Genomic DNA, 24,469 nt, shown 5'->3' with positions numbered 1-24,469 from the left:
GGCTCCTTTCGCGGAGTGGCAGTGTAGGCGTTGTTGCGATGAATGGGCCAGCCGGGTGTGGAAGGTACTCACAGTCACGCTTACAAAGCTCCTACAACTCCATGTTTTCTGACCATTTGGTCAAGGGTACAATCGCCAGCTTTGCGCGTTAAACACTGTGGATGCACGCTTGTGAACTCTGTCACTCATACTCCCCCTTCTACCGCTGTCAGCCGCCCGGCCCGGGTTCGTACAGAAGTGCGCGCACTCCTGGCACTGGCGTTTCCGATCATCATTTCGCAAATCGCCACCACCGCAATGGGGTTTGTCGATGCGGTGATGGCCGGGCGCGTCGGCCCGCGGGATCTGGCGGCCGTGGCGCTGGGCAACTCCATCTGGGTCCCGGTGTTTTTGCTGATGTCGGGCATTTTGTTAGCCACCACACCCAAAGTGGCTCAACGTTTTGGCGCGGATGCCCACAGCGACATCGGCCCGATCGTGCGCCAGGCGCTGTGGCTGGCACTGATTACCGGCCTGTGTGCGGCCCTCATTCTGATCGGTGCCGAACCCCTGCTGCATGGGATGAAGGTCGACCCTGACTTGATCGAGCCGAGCATGGGTTATTTGTACGGGATCGCCAGTGGCATGCCCGCTGTCGGGCTGTATTGCGTATTGCGCAATTTCAGCGATGGCCTGGGCAAAACCCGACCAAGCATGGTGCTGGGGCTGAGTGCCCTGGCACTCAATATTCCGATCAACTACATCTTTATTTATGGTCACTTTGGCGTCCCCGCCATGGGCGGTGTGGGCTGTGGTTGGGCCACGGCCATTGTGATGTGGTTCATGGCCATCGGCATGGTGGTCTGCACCTGGCGAGGGGCTGTCTACCAGTCGAGCAAGGTGTACAGCCATTTTGAATGGCCACAGTGGGCGATCCTCAAGCGCTTGCTCAGCGTGGGCCTGCCAATTGGTATCGCGGTATTTGCCGAGTCGAGCATTTTTGCGGTGATTGCGCTGCTGATCGGCAGTCTCGGTGCAACCGTGGTGGCGGGCCATCAGATCGCCCTCAACTTCAGTTCGCTGGTATTCATGATTCCGTATTCGCTGGGCATGGCCATCACCGTGCGTGTTGGCCAGGCCCTGGGCCGTCAACAGCCTCGCGAAGCGCGATTTGTCGCTGGCGTGGGCATGGGCACAGCGCTGGTATGGGCGGCGATTTCCGCCAGCCTGATCCTCCTGCTGCGTGAGCAGATTGCGACCGTCTACACCGCCGACCCGCTGGTGATCGAGGTGGCAACCATGCTGCTGATGTTTGCTGCGCTGTATCAGTTTTCGGACGTGATCCAGGTCACCGCAGCCGGTGCCCTGCGGGGCTATCAAGACACGCGGGTGACGATGGTTCTGACGCTGTTCGCGTATTGGGGCATTGGTTTGCCGGTGGGCTACGCGCTGGGGCTGACCGACTGGTTTGGCGAGGCCAATGGCCCGAGCGGGCTATGGCAAGGTTTGATCGTCGGCCTGACCTGCGCCGCGCTGATGCTCGGCGTGCGGCTGGCGCGCAGTGCGAAGAAACACATTCGCCGCGCCGCATAACACGTGGTCGCTGCCGAAGGCTGCGGGAAGGACTGCGGGGCCTTCAATATAACGGGTTGCTCCGCAACCCTTCGCAGCCTTCGGCAGCGACTACGGGTCCAGCTCAATCCTGCTTCTTGCGGATCCAGTACAGGTACTTGCCCGCCTCTTCCTGTTGCCCCACCAGTTCATGGTCAAGAAACACGCAGAACTTGGGAATGTCGCGCCGGGTCGAGGGATCGGTGGCAATGACTTTCAACAAGCCACCCGGCGCCAGGTCGCGAATGTGTTGGTGCAGCATCATCACCGGCTCAGGGCAGTTAAGGCCGGTGGCGTCCAGGGTGCCGTCAACCGGCAGGTCAGTAAAACTCATCAGTTACTCCCGAATCAGCGTGATTTAGGTTTTTTAACGTCCAGTCGACGCAAATGACAGGTCACTTCTTCACGGTCGTGATACAGCTGCTTGCAGCCGATTTCGACCTGAATACCCCGCGCCTTGAAGCCATCTGCAATACGGTCCAGCAAGCGGCGCACTTCGGCATAACGCTGCTTCATCGGCAGTTTCAGGTTGACCACCGCTTCACGGCAATGACCTTCGCCGATCCACTCTTCAAGCATCGCGGCATTGCGCGCCGGCTTCTCAACGATGTCACAGACCATCCAGTCCACCGGTTGCTTGGGCTTGAAGGTAAAGCCATCGGCCATCAAGTGCTGGACCAGGCCGGTATCCATCAGGCTTTCAGCCATCGGGCCGTTGTCGATGGCGGTCACGATCATGCCGCGATTGACCAACTGCCAGGTCCAGCCACCTGGCGCCGCGCCGAGGTCCACGCCGGTCATGTCACTGTGCAAGCGCTCATCCCATTGATCACGAGGGATAAAGTGATGCCAGGCTTCTTCCAGCTTGAGTGTTGAGCGGCTCGGCGCTTCACGGGGGAACTTGAGACGCGGAATGCCCATGGGCCACATGGCTGAGTTATCGGCTTCGGCCAACCCGAGAAACACTTCGCGCCCGCTTTTAAAGGTCAGCAGCAGACGCGGCTTGTGGGCATCGTCTTCAACCAGTTTGCCGGCCTTGATCAACGCCTTGCGCAGATGGGCGTCAAACTTTTTGCAGAAGTTGGACAGCTCTTTACCGTCATTGGTGTCGACTATTTCCAGCCACAGGCTGCCGCACACCGGAAAGTCCGCCATGTGCTCAAGAATAACGCTGATCCGGTCGGTTTCCGGGAGATCGACAAAGCCGCCACGGGCCCATTGCCGCGGGAAAATCAGCTCGGCAAAACGCAGACCTTTCATCAGGCGTTCAGCGCCGCCTTCTTCGGTACACACAAATTCGGCGCAGGCAGTGCTCGGCTTGGCCTTGGCATAGCCAGACACATTGAGGCGGGCGGCGTGTTCGGCGATTTCCGAGCAGACTTCGCCTTCAAACCCGGGCCGGCAGTGCATAAAAACGGTGTTCATTGAATTACTCCTGGGCAGCTGGCAGGAATTGGCCAGCTGCGCATCCTTGATTTGGCGCAAGGACTGTCACGAAAAGGTCGGCATGATAGCCGAGTTCGGAACCTTGAACCCCCATAGACAGTCCAGTTATTAGCCAGAGCCCGGAATCAGAGCTAGGTTAGAAGCTCTGTTTGTGCCACGTGATCCGTCTAAAGGAGTCATTTCATGTCCTCCCTCGATAGCCTGAACACCCTAGCCACACTAAAAGTCGACGATAAGACTTATCACTACTTCAGCCTTGAACTCGCCGCCCAATCACTGGGCGACCTGAACAGGCTGCCCATGTCGCTCAAGGTGTTGCTGGAAAACCTGCTGCGCTGGGAGGACGGCAAAACCGTTACCGAGCCTGACCTCAAGGCGCTGGCGGCCTGGCTCAAGGAGCGGCGCAGCGACCGGGAAATCCAGTACCGCCCTGCCCGTGTGCTGATGCAAGACTTTACCGGCGTACCGGCAGTGGTCGATCTGGCCGCCATGCGCGCCGCAATGGCCAAGGCGGGTGGCGATCCGCAGCGAATCAACCCGCTGTCTCCCGTTGACCTGGTGATCGACCACTCGGTGATGGTTGACCGGTTCGCCAGCGCCAGCGCCTTTGAGCAAAACGTCGACATCGAGATGGAACGCAACGGCGAACGGTATGCGTTTTTGCGCTGGGGGCAGAATGCCTTCGATAACTTCAGCGTTGTCCCGCCCGGCACCGGAATTTGCCATCAGGTCAACCTGGAGTATCTGGGTCGTACGGTCTGGACCAAAGACGAAGACGGTCGCACGTATGCCTTCCCGGATACGCTGGTGGGTACCGATTCCCACACAACCATGATCAATGGCCTCGGCGTACTGGGCTGGGGTGTGGGCGGGATCGAAGCCGAAGCCGCCATGCTCGGCCAGCCCGTGTCGATGCTGATCCCGGAAGTGGTGGGGTTCAAGCTCAGCGGCAAACTCAAAGAAGGCATCACCGCGACGGATCTGGTGCTGACAGTTACGCAAATGCTGCGCAGCAAGGGCGTTGTCGGCAAGTTCGTCGAATTTTATGGCGATGGCCTTGCCGATCTGCCTCTGGCCGACCGTGCCACCATTGCCAACATGGCCCCGGAATATGGCGCAACCTGCGGCTTTTTCCCGGTGGATGAAATCACTCTGGACTACTTGCGTTTGTCCGGACGCCCTGCCGCCACCGTCAAACTGGTCGAGGCTTATTGCAAGGCCCAGGGTTTGTGGCGGATAGCGGGCCAGGAACCGGTTTTCACGGAAACCCTGGCACTGGACATGGGCACCGTCGAAGCCAGTCTGGCCGGGCCAAAACGCCCGCAAGACCGGGTGTCGCTGCCCAATGTCGGCCAGGCCTTCGATGAGTTTCTCAGCCTGCAATTCAAACCCACCCCTAAAGAAGTAGGCCGTCTGGAAAGCGAAGGCGGCGGCGGTGTGGCCGTGGGCAATGCTGACTTGATCGGCGAGGCGGATTACAGCGTTGATGGCCATACCTATCGCCTGAAAAACGGCGCCGTGGTGATTGCAGCCATCACCTCATGCACCAACACTTCGAACCCGAGTGTGATGATGGCTGCCGGGCTGGTGGCCAGGAAAGCCGTCGAAAAAGGCCTGAAGAGCCAGCCCTGGGTCAAGACGTCCCTGGCACCAGGCTCCAAGGTCGTGACCGATTACTACAAGGCCGCCGGCCTGACCCACTACCTCGACCAACTGGGTTTCGCCCTGGTGGGCTACGGCTGCACGACCTGCATCGGCAACTCCGGGCCATTGCCTGAGCCGATTGAAAAGGCAATTACCCAATCCGATCTGACCGTGGCCTCGGTACTGTCGGGCAACCGCAACTTTGAAGGGCGCGTCCACCCGCTGGTGAAAACCAACTGGCTGGCCTCACCGCCGCTGGTGGTGGCCTATGCCTTGGCGGGCACCGTGCGGATTGATATCAGCCGTGACCCGCTGGGCACCGGCAAAGACGGCCAACCGGTGTACCTGCGTGATATCTGGCCCAGCCAGAAAGAGATCGCCGACGCCGTGGCCCAGGTCACCACCGGTATGTTCCACAAGGAATACGCCGAAGTGTTTGCCGGTGATGCCCAGTGGCAGGCCATTGAAGTCCCCCAAGCCGCGACTTATGTCTGGCAGGCCGATTCGACCTACATCCAGCACCCGCCGTTTTTCGACAACATCAGCGGGCCGTTGCCGGTGATTGCTGACGTCAAGGCGGCGAATATCCTGGCACTGCTGGGCGATTCGGTCACCACCGACCACATCTCCCCCGCGGGCAACATCAAGGCGGACAGCCCCGCCGGACGCTATCTGCGTGAGAAAGGCGTCGAGCCACGGGATTTCAACTCCTATGGCTCACGACGCGGCAACCACGAAGTCATGATGCGCGGCACCTTTGCCAATATCCGCATTCGCAACGAAATGCTCGGGGGCGAAGAAGGCGGCAATACGATCTACATTCCCACCGGCGAGAAACTGCCGATCTACGATGCAGCCATGGCCTATCAGGCATCCGGTACACCGCTGGTGGTGATTGCCGGTCAGGAATACGGCACCGGCTCAAGCCGTGACTGGGCAGCCAAAGGCACTAACCTGCTGGGGGTCAAAGCGGTCATTGCCGAGAGCTTTGAGCGTATCCACCGCTCGAACCTGGTGGGCATGGGCGTTCTGCCATTGCAGTTCAAGCTCGACCAGAACCGCAAGAGCCTGAACCTCACAGGCAAGGAGACGCTGGATATCCTGGGGCTTACCGGCGCGCAACTACAACCACGGATGAACTTGACGCTGGTGATCACCCGCGAGGATGGCAGCCAGGATAAAGTCGAGGTGCTGTGCAGGATCGATACGCTCAACGAGGTGGAATACTTCAAAGCGGGAGGGATTTTGCACTATGTGTTGCGTCAGCTGATTGCCTCTTAGCCACACCTGAACACTGTGGGAGCGGGCTTGCCCGCATGCTCAGCCTTTTGAGTCGTTATACTGGCGCGCCCCGGACTGGATCCGGGGTGCTTTTTTAACGATTCCAAGGATTTTCATGATTGTTCTGCCATGGCCTTATCTGGCACTTCTGACCCTCGGCTACGGCCTTGCCCTGAGCTTTGGGCAATTGGGTGTTCAAACCCTTATCGCACTTGGCCTGCTGACCCTCAGTGGGCTCGCCGTTCTACAAAGCAAAAACCATTACCTGCGCTATGCCGGGCACGCACTGTTTGTTCTGCTGGCTGTCGCGCTGGCCCTGCACTGGCTACCCGGTTTCCACAACGGAAAAGCCATCGGCCCCATGCGACTGACGCCTGATGCAGTGCCGTTTTCGATGTACTTCAATCTGGACAAACCACTGATTGGTTTCTGGCTGCTGTTGGTGTGCCCGTGGATCGCGCCACGCTTTGCCTGGCGCGTGTCTTTGGGCGCCACTTTAATGGGCCTGGCGCTGGCGGCGAGCATGGCGCTGGGCGGTGCGATGCTGCTGGGCATGATTGCATGGGCACCGAAATGGCCGCCCCAGGGCACTCTCTGGCTGCTGAACAACCTGCTGCTGGTAACACTGGTGGAGGAGGCGCTGTTTCGCGGCTACATCCAGGGCGGGCTGAGCCGAAAACTCAAAATGCTGCCTTATGGCCAGACTTTAGCGCTGATCGCGGCCTCGACGCTGTTTGGCCTGGCGCATGCCGCCGCTGGCTGGCAATGGATGTTGCTGGCGGGGCTGGCCGGGGTCGGCTATGGCCTGGCTTACCGCTTTGGCGGGTTGGGCGCAGCAATTGCCACCCACTTTGGGCTCAACGTGCTGCATTTCGTGTTTTTCACCTACCCGATGCTGACCCCCTGACGCGCCGGCGCCTGAAATATAAATTAAACAATTTCTTACTCATGCCGACAGCCTGTCAAAGTCTTGCGGATTGAAACGACATGCGTAACAACCAGCCCATCACTCAACGCGAACGCACATTCCCCGCGCAACAACGGTTGATCTCCACGACCGATGCCAAAGGCGTGATTTCCTATTGCAACGATGACTTTATGGAAATCAGCGGGTTTTCGCGTGAGGAGCTGATACGCGCACCGCACAATCTTGTGCGCCATCCCGACGTGCCGCCTGCCGTGTTCGAGCATATGTGGAGCACCCTGAAAAAGGGTGCGCCGTGGATGGGTATCGTCAAGAACCGCTGCAAAAATGGCGACCATTACTGGGTCAATGCGTATGTCACCCCGATCTTCGAGAACGAACGCGTGGTGGGCTACGAGTCGGTACGGATCAAACCGACCGCCGAACAGATCCGCCGTGCCGAAGGCCTGTACTCTCGCCTCAACCGGGGCAAATCGGCAGTGCCGCAGCGTGACAAGTGGCTACCGGTGCTGCAGGACTGGCTGCCCTTTATTCTGGTCAGTCAATTGAGCTTCACGATTGGTGCCCTGCTCAACTCCAGCTGGGGTTTTGCCCTGGCAGCCCTGCTGTCGATTCCGCTGGGACTGCTGGGCCTGACCTGGCAACAGCGCGGGATCAAGCGACTGCTGCGCCTGGCAGAACAAACCACGTCTGACCCGCTGATTGCACAGATGTACACCGACAGCCGCGGCCCGCAAGCACGCCTGGAGATGTCCATCCTGAGCCAGGAGGCACGCCTGAAAACCTGCCTGACACGCCTGCAGGACACCGCCGAGCATCTGAGCGGGCAAGCCCGTCAATCCGACATTCTGGCCCACAAGAGCTCTGTCGGGCTGGAGCGCCAGCGGGTCGAGACTGAACAAGTGGCAACGGCGGTCAATCAGATGGCCGCGACCACACAAGAAGTGGCCAGCCACGTACAACGCACGGCTGACGCCACGCAAGAAGCCAACCGCCTGACCAGTCGCGGCCGCGATATTGCCGGTGAAACCCGCGAAGCCATTCAGCGCCTGTCAGTGGTGGTAGGCGAAACCGGTGCCACCGTCACGCAACTGGCCAAGGACAGTGACGAAATCGGCGGCGTGGTTGACGTGATCAAAGGCATTGCCGACCAGACCAACCTGCTGGCCCTGAACGCAGCCATCGAAGCGGCGCGAGCCGGTGAAATGGGCCGTGGCTTTGCCGTGGTGGCGGACGAAGTGCGCCAACTGGCGCAACGCACCAGCGCTTCCACCGGGCAAATTCACAGCCTGATTGCAAAGCTGCAACAGACCGCAGCCACTGCCGTCCAAACCATGGACGCCGGTCACCGTCAGGCTGAAGAAGGCGTGGCTCGGGTGCTGGAAGCCGACAAGGCGCTGGTGGGCATCAGCGAAGCGGTGGCCAATATCACCGACATGACTGCCCAGATCGCAGCGGCTACCGAGGAGCAAAGTGCGGTAGCTGAAGAAGTCAGCCGTAACATCAGCACCATTGCCGACCTGGCAGACCAGACCTCTGAACAGGCGCAGCATTCAGCGCTGTTGAGCGAAGAACTGAGCCAGACCGTAAACAGCCAGTACTCGCTGGTGGAACGGTTTAACCGCTGACACAAAAAAGCCAGCGAATCACTCGCTGGCTTTTCCTTTCACCCGGCATCAAAACGCGTATCGAAGACCGACGCTCCCACCCCAGGGCTGCTTGATTTTCGTACCGTTCATGTATTCGAAATTCGCATGCAATTGCAGATCCTTGGCCACTGACAGAGACAAGCCTGCACCCAACTCAGCCCGAGTGCCCTGCAGGTCATTCCTGAAGCTGTTGCCATTGACCTTGACTTCATTGTCACGGGCAAACTCGTGAGCCAGTGCCACCTTGACGTAAGGGCTCACCCATTGATTACGATGCTCGACCGTAGCCCCCACTTTACCGAGCAGTGAACGGGTCGTGGCACTGCGCGCCTGCAATCCGCTATCCAGGTTGAGAGACTTACCCTGCACGGCGACCGCTGAAACCTGAACAAAGGGCTCGACGAACAGGCGCTCTGTCAGTTGAACCTCGCGACCGGCCTCCAGCGAAGCCCCGACACCATAATTGCGATACGTTCCTTTGGCTTTGGTTGAGTTACTCATCACGACGTCAGCGCGGTTCTGAAACTGATTGAGCTTGAGCAATCCGTCGACGTAGTAACCATCACTGCCCATCCAGGTACCGTACCCACCCACATAGAAGCTCTGGACAGTACCCGCAGAACCGCGAGCCTGCGACAGGCCGGACTTGCTGTGCCCCGCCAGCAGGCCGACCATCAGTACCCCGTCGCTACTGTCCAGCGGAGTGTCAGCACCCAGGGAAAACCCGGCCTGGTTTTGCTTGTATCTCAGCCCATCGCTGCCAGCGACCTGATGCTTGTTGCCGTAGCCGAGCATCCAGCCACCCCCCTGCCCACTGCTTCGCACCTCATTCATACGACTGCGCAAGGCGCTCATCTCGCCATACCAGACAGTTGGGGCACTATTGAACAATGCCTGGACGCTTCGGGTTGCAGGGCTCACCTCACGACCGCCGCTGACCAGAAACCAGTCGTCGCCCAGGCGCTCTATACCGTAGGAGTAAGCACCAAGGTCAACACGCTCGCCGACCACATTGAACACGGCGTCACCGCCTTCGGTGTGGACGACTTGCACAGGATCAAAGCCGGCGGGTGGCTCGATGCCGCTGTTATGAATATTCAACCGATGGCGGCCGCTGGCTTGACCGTCCACCGCAAGAAAGTCAGCTCGGCGGTTGTTTATATCCAGCTTCAGCCCAAAGTCACCATTGCCCGACAACTCGCCGACGGTTAACTGGTGAAAGCCTTCGAACCCTGCGAAATTAACCGCCCCGCCGCCAAGCACCAGCGACTCGACGTTGCTGTCACCCGTAATGTTCCAGCTGACGCCCGCATCAAGTTGCAGGCTCCGGACATCGGCCATTTGACCGGTTAAGCGCGTCCCGTTCTGCAAGCGGACATTGACCAGAGAGCCTTCAGGAATGGTCATGTTGCCGTGTAAAAAACTGCCATCCACTACGAGATCCAGCACACTGCCAAGCTTCACGCCGAGCAACTCACCCGTGCCATTGTTGGCCGACAAGGTGGAGCCATTCCTCACCGTCACCAGGGCCTCTGATGCCCCTTCAACCTGTATCACAAGGCCATCGGTGCTGCTCAGGTACGCACCTGCAACATCGACCGTATTGCCTTGGCCTCTGATGTTAATCACCGCCCCATTTTGCGACTGGATTGAACCGCCATTGACTGCCAGGCTACCCCCACTGAGTTGCGCCCCGACAGCCCCGGCGCCATTGGCCTTGACATGAGCATTATTGAGTTCGACCCGGCCGCCGTCTTCAACCTGGATACCCGCCGAACCTTCACCAAAGGTTTCGACATGACTGTCGCTCAGCTTCACCAGACTATTGGCACCGCTGGCGAACGCACCATGGGACTCGGTTCCATACGTGGTGATCGAAGCGCCTGTGCTTAGATCAATCGAGGAGCCACCACCCGCGAAAACCCCAGCGGACTGGTCCCCGAAAGTGCTGATTGAACTACCGCGCAAGTTTACAGAGGCCTCGGTCAGTGCCCTGACCCCAAAGGCACGATTACCCTCTGTGTTAATGACAAGGTTGGCACCCTTGAACTCGCCTCTCTGCCAGCCCCTGATCCCGATACTGTCATCCCCCCTGGTCGTAATGGAGCCCGAGCCAAGGTTGAGTTGGGCGTTACTGGCGACAAAGAGCCCAAAGGCACTTTCGCCGACAGTTACCACATCGATTTTTTCTACATCAGCCTTGGCGTAATTACCGACCAACAGTCCGGCAGAGTTTTCACCCGACGTGGTAATTGCCAGATCACCCGTGGCGTTGAGTTTGCTGTCGTAACCGTTAATAAAGGCACCGAACGAGAACCCCCCGGAGGTCCCTAGACTCATGTTGTGCGCGTTAACTATTGCGCCGCTCTCGGCCACAAGGCCATACACGGCATCGCCTGTCGTTTCAATGTCCATATCACTGACACTGACGTGGGTGCCATTCTGAGCAACGACACGATCATCATCGGCTGCCTGTAGCTGCACACTTGAGAACAACAGTGGCTGACTGACAGCCAGCATAAGAAGGGATTGACGGGTTAGAGGAAATTGAGGCATCTGATTGAATTCTCTTGTTGTTGAGCCTTGTACGCAGCCCAACAACAATGCCGAGCCACCTTACGCAATGGCTCCACAGCATGAAAATAATCAGCAATCCGACATATAAGTCTTATCTTTAAAGCCTGTAGGAATAAACGCCATGTTTTTAACCACCGTTGACACCTTACAGTCCGAGCGCCTGCAAGGCATTGGCGTCAATGGGCACTCAACCAATGCGCAATCTTGTCTGCCGCCCCATCCAGATGCTGCTCATGGGTAAACCCCGAGGCCTTTAACGGCTTGAGGTCGTGATCTCCCGACACCAGCCACAGCACTTCAATGCCAGGCGCCAGCGTGTAGGCCTCCACCGCCTCTCGATTGCCCAAGGCATCACGCTCACCTTGCACGATCAAGGCGGGCATCTTGAGCTCAGCCAGGTGTGCCACACGGGGTTTTTCCGGTTTGCCGCTCGCGTAGAACGGATAACCCAGGCACACCAACCCATCCGCTTGCAATTCATCCGCCAGCATACTGGCCATACGCCCGCCCATTGACTTGCCGCCAATGACCAATGGCCCAGCGACATGCCGTCGCACCTCGCTAAACACTTCACGCCAGCATTCGAGCAATTTGGCCTGCTGATTTGGAGGCCTTTTGCCACCATCGAGACGCCGTTGTGCCATGTATGGGAACTCGAAGCGCAACACGCTCACCCCGCGTGCAGCAAGGCGCTCAGCCATACCGTCCATCCAGATGCTGTCCATCGGCGCACCCGCACCGTGAGCCAGGATCAGGGTCGCGGATGAGGCTCCACAGGCGCCATTCCACAACCAGCCCCGCTGTTCCACGCACTGCAGCCATTGATCCCCGTCAATACCGACCTTGCCTGCTACACCCATGCTTGCCTCGCTTTTAGTCTGCCTATAACTCCAGGCGTGCCTTTGTATTCGCCTGAACCGTGGATGGGGAACCATGAACACTTCTACAAGTACCGCCTACAACTACAAGGTGGTCCGCCAATTTGCCATTATGACGGTGGTTTGGGGCATCGTCGGTATGGGGCTCGGCGTTTTTCTCGCCGCGCAGTTGGTCTGGCCAGAACTCAACTTCAATTTGCCTTGGACCAGTTTCGGGCGCCTGCGCCCTTTGCACACGAACGCCGTCATTTTTGCCTTCGGCGGCTGCGCCTTGTTCGCCGCCTCGTTCTACTCGGTGCAACGCACCTGCCAGGCCACGCTGTTCTCGCCCAAGATTGCGGCGTTTACCTTCTGGGGCTGGCAACTGGTGATTGTGCTCGCGGCCATCAGCCTGCCGCTGGGCTACACCAGTTCCAAGGAATACGCCGAGCTGGAATGGCCGATCGACATTTTGATCACCATCGTCTGGGTCGCATACGCCATCGTGTTCTTCGGCACGATCATGAAGCGCAAGACCAAGCACATTTACGTGGGCAACTGGTTCTTCGGCGCCTTCATCGTGACCGTGGCCATTTTGCACATCGTCAATAACCTGGAAATCCCGGTCAGCTTCACCAAGTCCTACTCGCTCTACGGTGGCGCCACTGACGCCATGGTGCAGTGGTGGTACGGGCATAACGCTGTGGGCTTTTTCCTGACCGCGGGCTTTTTGGGGATGATGTACTACTTCGTGCCTAAACAGGCCGAACGTCCGATCTACTCCTATCGCCTGTCCATCGTGCACTTCTGGGCGCTGATCACCCTGTACATCTGGGCCGGCCCTCACCACTTGCACTACACCGCGCTGCCGGACTGGGCCCAGTCGCTGGGCATGGTGATGTCGCTGATTCTGCTGGCACCGAGCTGGGGCGGCATGATCAACGGCATGATGACCCTCTCGGGCGCCTGGCATAAGTTGCGCAGCGACCCGATCCTGCGCTTCCTCGTTGTGTCACTGGCGTTCTACGGCATGTCGACCTTTGAAGGCCCGATGATGGCGATCAAGACCGTCAACGCCCTCTCCCACTACACCGACTGGACCATCGGCCACGTACACGCCGGTGCGTTGGGCTGGGTAGCGATGATCTCGATCGGCGCGCTGTATCACATGATCCCGAAAATCTTCGGTCGCCCGCAGATGTACAGCATGGGCCTGATCAACGCGCACTTCTGGCTGGCCACTATCGGCACCGTGCTCTACATCGCTTCGATGTGGGTCAACGGCATTGCTCAAGGCCTGATGTGGCGCGCAGTCAACGAAGACGGAACGCTGACCTACTCCTTCGTCGAAACCCTGGTGGCCAGCCATCCGGGCTATGTCGTACGACTGGTCGGTGGTGCGATCTTCTTCAGCGGCATGTTGCTGATGGCTTACAACACTTGGCGCACCGTGCGTAACGCCGAGCCCGCTGAAGTCGTAGCCGCCGCGCAGATGGCCTGAGGAGTTGGCAATGAAACACGAAGTCATTGAAAAAAATATCGGCCTGATGCTGTTGCTGATGATCCTGTGCGTGAGCGTGGGTGGCCTGACGCAAATCGTCCCTTTGTTCTTTGAGGACGTGACCAACACCCCGGTGGAGGGCATGAAGCCTTACACCGCGCTGCAACTGGAAGGTCGCGACATTTATATCCGCGAAGGCTGCGTGCAGTGTCACTCGCAGATGATCCGCCCGTTCCGCGCCGAGACCGAGCGTTACGGTCACTACTCGGTCGCCGGTGAAAGCGTGTGGGATCACCCGTTCCTGTGGGGCTCCAAGCGCACCGGGCCGGACCTGGCCCGTGTCGGCGGCCGTTACTCCGATGACTGGCACCGCGCGCATTTGTACAACCCGCGCAACGTAGTGCCCGAGTCGAAGATGCCAGCGTACCCGTGGCTGGTGGAGGCCCCGGTAGACAGCAGCCACACCGAAAAGAAACTTGAAGTGATGCGCACCCTGGGCGTGCCGTACACCGACGAAGACATCGCCAACGCCAAGCAGTCGGTGCAAGGCAAAACCGAAATGGACGCGTTGGTGGCCTATCTGCAAGTGCTCGGCACTGCCATCAAGAGCAAGAGGTAAGTCATGGTCTTCGAGATGAGTAGTGGAATGATTCGCGGCCTGGGCACCGTGGTGGTGGCCGTGGCGTTTATCGGTCTGGCGTTGTGGGTGTTCAGCCCGCGACGCAAATCGGAGTTTGAAGACGCGACCTTACTGCCATTCAAGGACGATCCAGAGGCGATTCAACACGTCGAGCAAGAACAAGCGTCTAGGAGTAACAAAGCATGACCACCTTCTGGAGTCTTTATATATGCGTGCTGACCATTGGCACGTTGATCGGCCTGACCTGGCTGCTGGTCAGTACGCGCAAGGGTGAAACCAAGAGCGATACCGTCGAGACCATGGGCCACAGCTTCGATGGCATCGAGGAGTACGACAACCCGCTGCCGCAATGGTGGTTCATGTTGTTCGTCGGCACGCTGGTGTTTGCGGTGGGGTACTTGATCCTTTACCCGGGCCTGGGCAACTGGAAAGGCCTGCTGCCCGGTTATGAAAATGGCTGGACCGGCGCCAATGAATGGCAGAAGGAAATGGACAAGGCGGATGCCAGGTTCGGGCCGATCTTCGCCAAATACGCTGCCATGCCGGTGGAGCAAGTCGCGCAGGATCCGGCCGCACTGAAAATGGGGGGGCGCCTGTTTGCCTCCAACTGCTCGGTGTGTCACGGCTCGGACGCCAAAGGCGCTTTCGGCTTCCCGAATCTGGCCGACAACACCTGGCGCTGGGGCGGCGATGCCGACACCATCAAGGCCACCATCATGGGCGGACGTATTGCCGCGATGCCGGCCTGGGGTGAAGTATTGGGCGAAGCCGGGGTTAAGAACGTTGCCGCCTACGTGCGTCACGACCTGGCGGGCCTGCCTTTGCCGCAAGACACTTCGGTGGATCTGGCGGCGGGCAAGCAAGCCTATGACACCACTTGCGTGGCTTGCCACGGGGCAAACGGCAAGGGCATGCAGCTGATGGGGGCGCCGGACCTGACCCAACCTGCGGGCTTTATCTACGGCACCAGCCTGGCGCAATTGCAGCAAACCATTCGCCACGGTCGCCAGGGTCACATGCCTGCGCAAAACGAGTTGCTGGGCAACGACAAGGTGCAGTTACTGGCGGCATACGTGTTCAGCTTGTCACATGGTAATCAAGAGGAAAAAACAGCCGAATAATTACCAGACATTTCCTGCCGCATCATTTTGGTGCGGCAGTTCCCGCCTCAAAGCGCGACCAAGTGTCGCACCTCTTTCTAGTCCGTTATTGCTCTCCCGCCATTCAGGACTAAGCTCTTGTCTTGCGTGATCGGGATTTTCCCGGCTCTACGTCAAGTGAAATTAATCGGTAAGTTGAAGGGCACTGTTACGGGCCACACTAGTGGGTTTACAACGGCTGTCGTCCATTGCGAAGTTCGCCATGCTCTCGCCATGCCTTACCCCCACTTGAACCTGCCCGCTTCTCCCCCTTCGGTTTTGCCCTCCGCGCGGCATTTTAGAGAGGTCCGTTTGACCTTACTCCCCGCATGGAAAGGCCGCAGAATAAGCCTTGGAAAGCATTGACCGGGGTCATGCTTCGTTGCAATACCCCTACGCTTTATACATACTTGCGACCGATTTTTATCCTAATAAAACACCTAAACCGTGGAACCTTAGAATGAGCACAGCAATCAGTCCGACTGCTTATAACTATAAGGTAGTCCGCCAGTTCGCCATCATGACGGTGGTCTGGGGGATCCTTGGCATGGGGCTCGGGGTTTTCATCGCGTCACAGCTTGTGTGGCCTGAATTGAACCTTGGCCTTGAATGGACGACCTTCGGCCGTCTTCGCCCCCTGCATACCAACCTTGTGATCTTTGCCTTTGGTGGCTGTGCATTGTTTGGCACCTCTTACTACGTCGTGCAGCGCACCTGCCAAACGCGACTGATCTCCGACACGCTCGCCTCGTTTACCTTCTGGGGTTGGCAGGCGGTGATCATCGGCGCGATCATCACGTTGCCGATGGGTTACACCACGAGCAAAGAATACGCAGAGCTGGAATTGCCTTTGGCAGTCCTGCTGGCGATCGTCTGGGTGGTCTACGCCATTGTGTTCTTCGGAACCATTACCAAGCGTAAAACCAAGCATATCTATGTCGGCAACTGGTTCTACGGCGCCTTCATTCTCGTGACGGCAATGCTGCACATCGTCAACCACGCCTCCCTGCCAGTGAGCTTCTTCAAGTCTTACTCGGCATACGCCGGTGCGACAGACGCCATGATCCAGTGGTGGTATGGCCACAACGCGGTAGGTTTCTTCCTGACGACTGGCTTCCTGGGCATGATGTACTACTTCGTGCCGAAACAGGCCGAGCGCCCGATCTACTCGTATCGCCTGTCCATCGTGCACTTCTGGGCGCTGATCACCCTCTATATCTGGGCAGGTCCGCACCACTTGCACTACACCGCTCTGCCGGACTGGGCCCAGTCGCTGGGCATGGCAATGTCGATCATCCTGCTGGCTCCAAGCTGGGGCGGCATGATCAACGGCATGATGACCCTCTCTGGCGCATGGCATAAGTTGCGCACGGACCCGATCCTGCGCTTCCTCGTTGTGTCCCTGGCCTTCTACGGCATGTCGACCTTCGAAGGCCCGATGATGGCAATCAAGACCGTCAACGCGCTGTCGCACTACACCGACTGGACCATCGGCCACGTACATGCCGGTGCACTGGGCTGGGTTGCGATGATTTCGATCGGCGCCATGTACCACATGATCCCGAAAGTCTATGGCCAAAAGCAGATGTACAGCACCGGCCTGATCAACGTGCACTTCTGGCTGGCAACAATCGGTACCGTGCTTTACATCGCTTCGATGTGGGTCAACGGCATCACACAGGGCCTGATGTGGCGTGCAATCAACGACGACGGGACGCTGACCTACTCGTTCGTGGAAGCACTGCAAGCCAGTCACCCCGGCTTTATCGTTCGCGCCCTGGGCGGTGCCATTTTCGCCAGCGGCATGCTGTTCATGGCCTACAACGTGTTCCGCACCGTGCGTGCCTCGAACCCGGCAGAAGCTGAAGCGGCGAGCAAGATTGCTGTAGTTGGAGCTCACTGATGATCAAGCACGATACAATCGAGAAGAATATTGGCCTGATGGCTTTCTTCATGGTCATCGCCGTGAGCATTGGCGGCCTGACCCAAATCGTTCCGCTGTTCTTCCAGGACGTGACCAACACTCCGGTCGAGGGCATGAAGCCACGCACCGCGCTGGAACTGGAAGGCCGTGATATCTATATCGCCAACGGCTGTGTCGGCTGCCACTCGCAGATGATCCGTCCGTTCCGTGCCGAAACCGAACGTTACGGTCACTACTCGGTTGCCGGTGAAAGCGTCTGGGACCACCCGTTCCTGTGGGGCTCCAAGCGTACCGGTCCGGACCTGGCCCGCGTTGGCGGCCGCTACTCCGATGACTGGCAGCGTGCGCATTTGTACAACCCGCGCAACGTTGTGCCCGAGTCGATCATGCCGGCGTACCCGTTCCTCGTAGAGCGCAAGCTGGACGGCAAGGACACCGCGAAAAAAATGGAAGTCTTGCGCGAGCTCGGCGTTCCTTACACCGACGAAGACATCGCCGGTGCCAAGGATGCTGTGAAGGGCAAAACTGAAATGGACGCACTGGTGGCTTACCTCCAGGGCTTGGGCACCATCATCAAAAGCAAACGGTGATCTGAATGGATATCGGGATGATTCGTGGCCTGGGCACTGTCGTTGTGATGGTGGCTTTTATCGGTTTGGCCTTGTGGGTATTCAGCCCGCGACGCAAGTCAGAATTTGACGACGCTACCTTGCTGCCGTTCAAGGATGATCCCGAAGCCATCAAGCACGTCGAGCAAGAGCAAGCTTCTAGGAGTAACAAAGAATGACTACGTTCTGGAGTCTGTACGTTACAGTCCTCACTCTGGGTACCATCTTCGCCTTGACCTGGCTGTTGCTGGCCACCCGCAAGGGCCAGCGCAGCGAGCAGACCGACGAGAAAGTCGGGCACGCTTACGACGGGATCGAAGAGTACGACAACCCAATGCCTAAATGGTGGTTCATGCTGTTTGTCGGCACCGTCATTTTCGCCCTCGGATACCTCGTTCTGTACCCGGGCCTGGGTAACTGGAAAGGCCTGCTGCCGGGCTACCAGTACCTGGACACCAAAGAGCAAACCCAGTTTGCCAATGGTCAGACCGGCTGGACCGGCGTTCACGAGTGGGAAAAGGAAATGGCCAAATCGGACGCCAAGTTTGGCCCGATCTTCGCCAAGTTCGCTGCCATGCCCATTGAAGAAGTCGCTAAGGATCCGCAAGCACTGAAAATGGGCGGCCGTCTGTTCGCGTCCAACTGCTCGGTGTGCCACGGCTCCGACGCCAAGGGCGCCTACGGCTTCCCGAACCTGACCGACGCCGACTGGCGCTGGGGCGGTACGCCTGCCGACATCAAGACCACCATCATGGCCGGCCGTCACGCCGTCATGCCGGGATGGTCCGAAGTGATTGGCGAGCAAGGCGTCAGCGACGTAGCTGCCTACGTACTGACCAGTCTGGATGGCCGTAAATTGCCGGAAGGTGCGAAAGCCGACCCTGCCAAGGGCAAGGAGCTTTTCGCTACCAACTGTGCGGTGTGCCACGGTCCGGAAGGTAAAGGTAACCCGCTGATGGGTGCACCGAACCTGACTCACCCCGGGGCGTTCATCTACGGTTCGAGCTTCGCTCAACTGCAGCAGACCATCCGTTACGGCCGTCAGGGCCAGATGCCTGCACAGGCTGATCTGCAAGGGAACGACAAGGTTCACTTGCTGGCCGCCTACGTTTACAGCCTGTCCCATGGCGATGAAGCCAAGACAGACGAATAACGCAGACGTCTGAATGCAGCAAAAAATGGCCCCGCCAACGAGAGTTGGCGGGGCCATTTTGTTTCAGGATCCGGCAAGCTGTTGCAGCCCCCGCCCAAAAGGTAGTAACGTTTCTACATTGTATTTTCAAGGGAGGAACAGCCCATGTCCGTCACGACCATTTCAAGCCGCGATTTCAACCAGGACACAAGTGGTGCCAAAAAAGCAGCCCAGAATGGGCCGGTTTACATCACCGATCGTGGTCGTCCCGCCCATGTACTGCTATGCATGGAAGAGTACCAACGACTGACCGGACTGAACGCCAGCATTGTCGACCTGCTCGTCATGCCGGAGCCAGCGGTTGAATTCGAACCCGAACGCGCAATCATCACGCCGCGCCCAGTGGACTTCTAATGTTCCTGCTCGATACCAACGTCATCTCTGAACTGCGCAAACCCCAGGCCAATCCCGCCGTGGTGGCCTGGGCCAGCACTGTCCCGGCCTACAGGCTGTACATCTCGGCGATTAGCCTGCTTGAAATCGAAACCGGCATCCTGCGCCTGGAGCGGCGCGACCCTGCGCAAGCCGTACCGTTGCGCAACTGGCTGGACAACCATGTCATCCCTGCCTTTGCCGGACGCGTTCTGTCAGTGGATGGCAGCGTTGCCCGACGATGCGCCCGCCTCCACGTCCCTGACCGCAGCAATGAGAGTGATGCCCTGATCGCTGCCACGGCATTGGTTCACGACATGACCGTCGTCACCCGCAACACGAAGGATTTCGCTTTCAGCGGTGCCTCCCTGCTCAACCCTTGGGAACCCTGATTCAAGGCTGCGCGCAACTCACCCGCTGCCTTAAGTCAATTGATCCATGTCATGACTTGTTACAACTCCTATACCAACTTCTTCTTTTCCGGAACGCGACCAAAGGTCGCACCCTTGAGCTAGAGTCACAGGCGTATCATTACGTTACTGCAACACCTTCTGACCGCGGTCGGCATGTACTGACCGAGGCATTTTCCACTGCCGTGGGACGCACTAATGAGCAATCAGATTCCTGTACACGACGTCACTCCGCCTGGCAAAAAAACCACTGAAAGCACCGATCTGTACGCAGCCCGGGAAAAAATCTACACCCGTGCCTTCACCGGCCTTTTCCGCAACCTGCGCATTGGTGGCGGCGCCCTCCTGTTTCTGCTGTATTTCGGCACGGTGTGGCTCAACTGGGGCGGCCACCAGGCTGTCTGGTGGAACCTTCCCGAGCGTAAATTCTTTATTTTTGGTGCCACTTTCTGGCCACAGGATTTCATCCTCCTGTCCGGACTGCTGATCGTCGCCGCCTTTGGCCTGTTTTTTATTACCGTTTACGCCGGGCGTGTGTGGTGCGGCTACACCTGCCCGCAAAGCGTCTGGACCTGGGTATTCATGTGGTGCGAAAAGGTCACCGAAGGCGACCGTAACCAACGCATCAAGCTCGACAAGGCGCCGATGAGCGCCAACAAGTTCCTGCGCAAGCTGAGCAAGCACAGCCTGTGGCTGTTGATCGGCTTTGTCACCGGCATGACCTTTGTCGGTTACTTCTCGCCGATTCGTGAACTGGTCATCGACTTCTTTACCGGCCAGGCCGATGGCTGGGCGTACTTCTGGGTCGGCTTCTTCACCCTCGCGACCTACGGAAACGCGGGCTGGCTGCGTGAGCAGGTGTGCATTTACATGTGCCCGTACGCTCGCTTCCAGAGCGTGATGTTTGATAAAGACACCCTGATCGTTTCATACGACCCCCGTCGCGGCGAACTCCGCGGGCCACGCAAAAAAGATGCGGACTACAAGGCTCAAGGCCTGGGCGATTGCATTGACTGCACCATGTGCGTGCAGGTATGCCCCACCGGGATTGATATACGGGACGGCCTGCAGATCGAGTGCATCGGCTGCGCCGCGTGTATCGACGCCTGCGACAGCATCATGGACAAAATGAACTACCCCCGCGGCCTGATCAGCTACACCACCGAACACAACCTTTCAGGCCAGAAAACCCAGAAGCTGCGCCCGCGTCTGATTGGTTACGCCCTGGTATTGCTGACCATGATGGGGTTGCTGGCAGCCGCCTTCTTTACCCGCACACTGGTCGGTTTCGACGTCAGCAAAGACCGCGTGCTCTACCGCGAAAACGCTGAAGGCCGCATCGAAAACGTCTACAGCCTCAAGATCATGAACAAGGATCAGCAAGACCATACCTACGTGCTGGACGCCACCGGCCTGCCCGACCTCAAGCTGCAAGGCAAACGCGAAATCAAGGTCGCGGCCGGCGATATCGTCAGCCTGCCGGTCGAGCTGTCGATTGCCCCCGAGAAGCTGCCATCCAGTACCAACGAGGTGTTCTTCATCCTCAAGGATGCCGACAACAACGACATCAACGTTAAAGCCAAGAGCCGATTCATCGGCCCACAAATCAGATAAGAGAATTCGACATGCCCGCAGCAAAAGCCTCCAGCCCCTGGTACAAGCATATTTGGCCCTGGATCATCATTGCCATCCTCGCCTGTTCGGTGACCCTGACCCTGTCGATGGTCACCATTGCCGTGAACAACCCGGACCACCTGGTTAACGACAATTACTACGAGGCCGGCAAAGGCATCAACCGCTCCCTTGACCGTGAATTGCTGGGCCAGACCCTGCAACTCAAAGCCAGGCTGCGTCTGGACGAGATGACCGGCGAAGTGGTGCTGCTGCTGGAAGGCAACAGCAAGCCCCAGGTTCTGGAACTGAACCTGATCTCCCCGACCCAGCCCGAAAAAGACCGCAAAATCAGCCTGAGCCAGAGCGCTTCGGAGCCAGGGCGCTACATCGGCCAACTGGATGACAAGATCGAAGGTCGCCGCTTCGTCGAGTTGATGGGCGTTGAAGACGGCCATACGTGGCGCCTGTTTGAAGAAGAACTGGTCGGCCACGACAAGGACCTGCTGCTGGGCGACGAGCCGCTGCAAGGCGCTGAAGACCACAACAAGAAGTAACCTCTTCGCGATCAAGCCCGCCGCCACCGCTATGGCAGTGGACTTGATCGCGACGACGTATTTCCCGGCGACACCATATCGCGATAGACCGCCATGACCTCTCCCGTACCCTGCTATCACTGCGCCCTGCCCGTTCCGCCGGGCAGCCGGTTTACCGCCGTTGTCCTGGGCGAAGTTCGCGAGTTCTGCTGCCCGGGCTGCCAGGCGGTGGCTGAGGCCATCGTGGCGGGCGGCCTCGAAAGCTACTACCAGCACCGCAGCGAAGCGTCAGCCAACCCTGACGCCCTGCCCGTGCAACTGGTAGAAGAACTGGCACTGTATGACCGCCCCGACGTGCAAGAACCCTTTGTGCGGCACGAGGGTGAGCAGGCCCAAACCACCCTGCTGATCGAAGGCATCAGCTGCGCTGCCTGTGGCTGGCTGATTGAGAAACACCTGCGAAGCCTGCCTGCCGTGAGCGAAGCCCGGCTCAATCTGTCCAACCATCGACTGCATGTAAGCTGGGACACGGACCAACTGGAGCTGAGCGCCATCCTGAGCGAACTGCGTCATATCGGTTATGCCGCACACCCTTACCAGGCCGATCGCGCCACTGAACAACTGGCCCGCGAAAACCGCCTGGCCCTGCGCCAACTGGGTGTCGCCGGGCTGCTGTGGTTTCAGGCAATGATGGCAACGATGGCCACCTGGCCCGAATTCAATATCGACCTCAGCCCCGAGATGCACACCATCCTGCGCTGGGTTGCGCTGTTTCTGACCACCCCCATTGTGTTCTACAGCTGTGCCCCCTTCTTCAAAGGTGCCATGCGCGACCTGCGCACCCGCCATCTGACCATGGATGTGTCGGTATCCCTGGCCATCGGCGGGGCCTACATCGCCGGAATCTGGACCGCCATCACCGGCGTCGGCGAGCTGTATTTCGACGCGGTCGGCATGTTTGCACTGTTCTTGCTGGCCGGGCGCTACCTCGAGCGCCGTGCACGCGAGCGCACTGCTGCCGCCACCGCACAACTGGTCAACCTGCTACCCGCCTCCTGCCTGCGCCTGACTGACGACGGCCAAAGCGAGCGCATCCTGCTGACCGAGCTTAAAGTCGGCGACAAGGTACTGGTCCACCCCGGCGCGATCCTTCCGGCAGACGGCAAAATTCTTGATGGCCAATCAAGCATCGATGAATCCCTGCTGACCGGCGAGTATCTGCCTCAACCCCGCTGTATCGGCGACGCCGTGACGGCGGGCACCCTGAATGTCGAAGGCGCCCTGACCATTGAAGTCATGGCCCTCGGCCAGGACACCCGCCTGTCCGCCATCGTGCGGTTGCTGGATCGCGCTCAAAGCGAAAAACCGCGCCTGGCCGAAATTGCCGACAGGGCCGCGCAATGGTTCTTGCTGTTCTCGTTGATCGCAGCGGCCGGTATCGGCTTGCTGTGGTGGCAACTGGATCCATCGCGGGCCTTCTGGATTGTCCTGGCGATGTTGGTGGCTACCTGCCCTTGCGCTCTGTCCCTCGCAACCCCCACTGCACTCACTGCCGCAACCGGCACGCTGCACAAACTGGGTCTACTGCTGACCCGCGGCCATGTGATCGAGGGACTCAACCAGATCGACACCGTGATTTTCGACAAGACCGGCACACTGACGGAAGGTCGTCTGGCGCTGCGGGCCATTCGCCCCTTGAGCGACCTGGACAGCGATCAGTGCCTGGCCCTCGCGGCAGCCCTCGAAAACCGCTCCGAACACCCCATTGCCCGCGCTTTTGGCCGTGCCCCGCAAGCCGCAGAGGAAGTCCACAGCACTCCGGGCCTGGGCCTTGAAGGACGGGTTGGGGAACAGCATTTGCGCATCGGCCAGCCGGGTTTTGTCTGCGAGCTGAGCCAGTGCCAGGTCCCGACCATGCCGAATGAACCCGGGCAATGGCTATTGCTGGGTAATGGCGAGGGCGCTCTGGCCTGGTTTGTTCTGGATGACCGCCTGCGCGAGGATGCCCCCGCGTTGCTGGCCGCGTGCAAGGCACGAGGCTGGCGGACGCTGCTGCTCTCGGGAGACAGCTCGCCGATGGTCGCCAGCGTAGCCGCCGAACTGGGTATCGACGAAGCCCGGGGCGGATTGCGCCCGGACGACAAGCTGCAAATATTGCAACAGCTGCATGCGCAGGGGCGCAAGGTGCTGATGCTGGGTGACGGGGTCAACGATGTCCCGGTACTCGCCGCTGCCGATATCAGCGTGGCAATGGGGTCGGCCACGGACCTGGCCAAGACCAGTGCCGATGCAGTACTGCTCTCCAATCGCCTGGGCGCCCTGGTACAAGCCTTCAGCCTGGCACGACGCACTCGCCGCGTGATCATCGAGAACCTGTTGTGGGCTGGCCTGTACAATGGGCTTATGCTGCCATTTGCCGCACTGGGCTGGATCACGCCGATCTGGGCCGCCATCGGCATGTCGGTCAGCTCGTTGACCGTGGTGCTCAATGCCTTGCGTCTAACGCGCACGCCTGGCGTCGCACCTGCCTGTGCCACGCCACACACCCGCCCGCTTCCGGCCTGACC

The 24,469-nt window shown here is 59.0% G+C and carries 22 protein-coding genes; 18 read left to right on the top strand and 4 right to left on the bottom strand.

What is annotated here, in order from left to right; genetic code table 11:
* Window positions 1–171 precede the first annotated feature (171 nt).
* Window positions 172–1,572, top strand: coding sequence for an MATE family efflux transporter (locus tag V6P94_RS12210; protein ID WP_133077170.1), 1,401 nt, complete (start codon window positions 172–174; stop codon window positions 1,570–1,572).
* A 103-nt stretch (window positions 1,573–1,675) separates the two neighbouring features.
* Here the strand turns inward: V6P94_RS12210 and tusA are convergent, their stop codons facing one another.
* Both tusA and rlmM read right to left on the bottom strand, forming a co-directional pair.
* A complete protein-coding gene (gene tusA / locus V6P94_RS12205) occupies window positions 1,676–1,924 on the bottom strand; it encodes a sulfurtransferase TusA (protein ID WP_019826659.1) in 249 nt (82 codons plus the stop codon).
* Between the two features lie 14 nt (window positions 1,925–1,938).
* A complete protein-coding gene (rlmM, locus tag V6P94_RS12200; protein WP_133077169.1) occupies window positions 1,939–3,015 on the bottom strand; it encodes a 23S rRNA (cytidine(2498)-2'-O)-methyltransferase RlmM in 1,077 nt (358 codons plus the stop codon).
* 204 nt (window positions 3,016–3,219) lie between these two features.
* On the opposite strand from rlmM, the gene acnA reads away from it, so the two are divergent.
* The 3 genes from acnA (at window position 3,220) to V6P94_RS12185 (ending at window position 8,514) form a co-directional block, all read left to right on the top strand.
* Window positions 3,220–5,961, top strand: a complete 2,742-nt coding sequence (gene acnA, locus V6P94_RS12195) for an aconitate hydratase AcnA (protein ID WP_133077168.1) — start codon at window positions 3,220–3,222, stop codon at window positions 5,959–5,961.
* 115 nt (window positions 5,962–6,076) lie between these two features.
* Window positions 6,077–6,868, top strand: a complete 792-nt coding sequence (locus V6P94_RS12190) for a type II CAAX prenyl endopeptidase Rce1 family protein (protein WP_133077167.1) — start codon at window positions 6,077–6,079, stop codon at window positions 6,866–6,868.
* Window positions 6,869–6,948: 80 nt separating this feature from the next.
* Window positions 6,949–8,514 (top strand): PAS domain-containing methyl-accepting chemotaxis protein, encoded by a 1,566-nt coding sequence (locus V6P94_RS12185; RefSeq protein WP_133077166.1) that lies wholly within the window; start codon window positions 6,949–6,951, stop codon window positions 8,512–8,514.
* 48 nt (window positions 8,515–8,562) lie between these two features.
* Here the strand turns inward: V6P94_RS12185 and V6P94_RS12180 are convergent, their stop codons facing one another.
* Window positions 8,563–10,875, bottom strand: a complete 2,313-nt coding sequence (locus V6P94_RS12180) for an autotransporter outer membrane beta-barrel domain-containing protein (RefSeq protein ID WP_326398238.1) — start codon at window positions 10,873–10,875, stop codon at window positions 8,563–8,565.
* Window positions 10,876–10,878: 3 nt separating this feature from the next.
* Between V6P94_RS12180 and V6P94_RS12175 the strand changes: the two genes are divergently transcribed.
* Complete coding sequence (locus V6P94_RS12175; RefSeq protein ID WP_338649408.1) at window positions 10,879–11,013, top strand: hypothetical protein; 135 nt, start codon at window positions 10,879–10,881, stop codon at window positions 11,011–11,013.
* Window positions 11,014–11,288: 275 nt separating this feature from the next.
* Here the strand turns inward: V6P94_RS12175 and V6P94_RS12170 are convergent, their stop codons facing one another.
* Window positions 11,289–11,972 (bottom strand): alpha/beta fold hydrolase, encoded by a 684-nt coding sequence (locus V6P94_RS12170; RefSeq protein ID WP_133077164.1) that lies wholly within the window; start codon window positions 11,970–11,972, stop codon window positions 11,289–11,291.
* Window positions 11,973–12,045: 73 nt separating this feature from the next.
* Here V6P94_RS12170 and ccoN (V6P94_RS12165) point away from each other — a divergent pair, with 73 nt between their 5' ends.
* The 13 genes from ccoN (V6P94_RS12165) to V6P94_RS12105 all read left to right on the top strand — a co-directional run bounded on the left by ccoN (V6P94_RS12165) (window position 12,046) and on the right by V6P94_RS12105 (window position 24,467).
* Window positions 12,046–13,470: a cytochrome-c oxidase, cbb3-type subunit I gene (gene ccoN / locus V6P94_RS12165; RefSeq protein WP_133077163.1), complete on the top strand. Its 1,425-nt coding sequence runs from the start codon at window positions 12,046–12,048 to the stop codon at window positions 13,468–13,470.
* A 10-nt stretch (window positions 13,471–13,480) separates the two neighbouring features.
* Window positions 13,481–14,089, top strand: a complete 609-nt coding sequence (gene ccoO / locus V6P94_RS12160) for a cytochrome-c oxidase, cbb3-type subunit II (protein ID WP_133077162.1) — start codon at window positions 13,481–13,483, stop codon at window positions 14,087–14,089.
* Window positions 14,090–14,104: 15 nt separating this feature from the next.
* On the top strand, window positions 14,105–14,296 hold the full coding sequence (locus V6P94_RS12155) for a cbb3-type cytochrome c oxidase subunit 3 (RefSeq protein WP_019826673.1): 192 nt from the start codon (window positions 14,105–14,107) through the stop codon (window positions 14,294–14,296).
* The gene (ccoP, locus tag V6P94_RS12150) at window positions 14,293–15,231 is read left to right on the top strand and encodes a cytochrome-c oxidase, cbb3-type subunit III (RefSeq protein WP_219261518.1); all 939 of its coding nucleotides are present in this window, start codon (window positions 14,293–14,295) and stop codon (window positions 15,229–15,231) included. Before V6P94_RS12155 ends, ccoP (V6P94_RS12150) begins: the two co-directional genes overlap by 4 nt.
* Window positions 15,232–15,709: 478 nt before the next feature.
* Window positions 15,710–17,152, top strand: a complete 1,443-nt coding sequence (ccoN, locus tag V6P94_RS12145) for a cytochrome-c oxidase, cbb3-type subunit I (protein WP_133077160.1) — start codon at window positions 15,710–15,712, stop codon at window positions 17,150–17,152.
* A gap of 2 nt (window positions 17,153–17,154) precedes the next feature.
* The gene (gene ccoO / locus V6P94_RS12140) at window positions 17,155–17,763 is read left to right on the top strand and encodes a cytochrome-c oxidase, cbb3-type subunit II (protein WP_374105696.1); all 609 of its coding nucleotides are present in this window, start codon (window positions 17,155–17,157) and stop codon (window positions 17,761–17,763) included.
* Window positions 17,764–17,768: 5 nt separating this feature from the next.
* Complete coding sequence (locus V6P94_RS12135; RefSeq protein WP_003447209.1) at window positions 17,769–17,960, top strand: CcoQ/FixQ family Cbb3-type cytochrome c oxidase assembly chaperone; 192 nt, start codon at window positions 17,769–17,771, stop codon at window positions 17,958–17,960.
* Window positions 17,957–18,934 carry a cytochrome-c oxidase, cbb3-type subunit III gene (gene ccoP / locus V6P94_RS12130; RefSeq protein ID WP_133077158.1) on the top strand — a complete coding sequence of 326 codons (978 nt, stop codon included), beginning with the start codon at window positions 17,957–17,959 and terminating at the stop codon, window positions 18,932–18,934. Before V6P94_RS12135 ends, ccoP (V6P94_RS12130) begins: the two co-directional genes overlap by 4 nt.
* 144 nt (window positions 18,935–19,078) lie before the next feature.
* Window positions 19,079–19,327, top strand: a complete 249-nt coding sequence (locus V6P94_RS12125; RefSeq protein WP_133077157.1) for a type II toxin-antitoxin system Phd/YefM family antitoxin — start codon at window positions 19,079–19,081, stop codon at window positions 19,325–19,327.
* On the top strand, window positions 19,327–19,737 hold the full coding sequence (locus tag V6P94_RS12120; protein WP_133077156.1) for a type II toxin-antitoxin system VapC family toxin: 411 nt from the start codon (window positions 19,327–19,329) through the stop codon (window positions 19,735–19,737). The genes V6P94_RS12125 and V6P94_RS12120 overlap by 1 nt, the downstream gene beginning before the upstream one ends.
* A gap of 216 nt (window positions 19,738–19,953) precedes the next feature.
* Complete coding sequence (gene ccoG / locus V6P94_RS12115) at window positions 19,954–21,369, top strand: cytochrome c oxidase accessory protein CcoG (RefSeq protein WP_133077155.1); 1,416 nt, start codon at window positions 19,954–19,956, stop codon at window positions 21,367–21,369.
* Between the two features lie 11 nt (window positions 21,370–21,380).
* A complete protein-coding gene (locus tag V6P94_RS12110; RefSeq protein ID WP_133077154.1) occupies window positions 21,381–21,923 on the top strand; it encodes a FixH family protein in 543 nt (180 codons plus the stop codon).
* Between the two features lie 93 nt (window positions 21,924–22,016).
* Window positions 22,017–24,467, top strand: coding sequence for a heavy metal translocating P-type ATPase (locus V6P94_RS12105; protein WP_133077153.1), 2,451 nt, complete (start codon window positions 22,017–22,019; stop codon window positions 24,465–24,467).
* Window positions 24,468–24,469 lie beyond the last annotated feature (2 nt).

The organism is Pseudomonas sp. ML2-2023-3 (assembly GCF_037055275.1).
Taxonomy (GTDB): domain Bacteria; phylum Pseudomonadota; class Gammaproteobacteria; order Pseudomonadales; family Pseudomonadaceae; genus Aquipseudomonas.
This window is presented reverse-complemented; position numbering and strand designations above follow the sequence as displayed.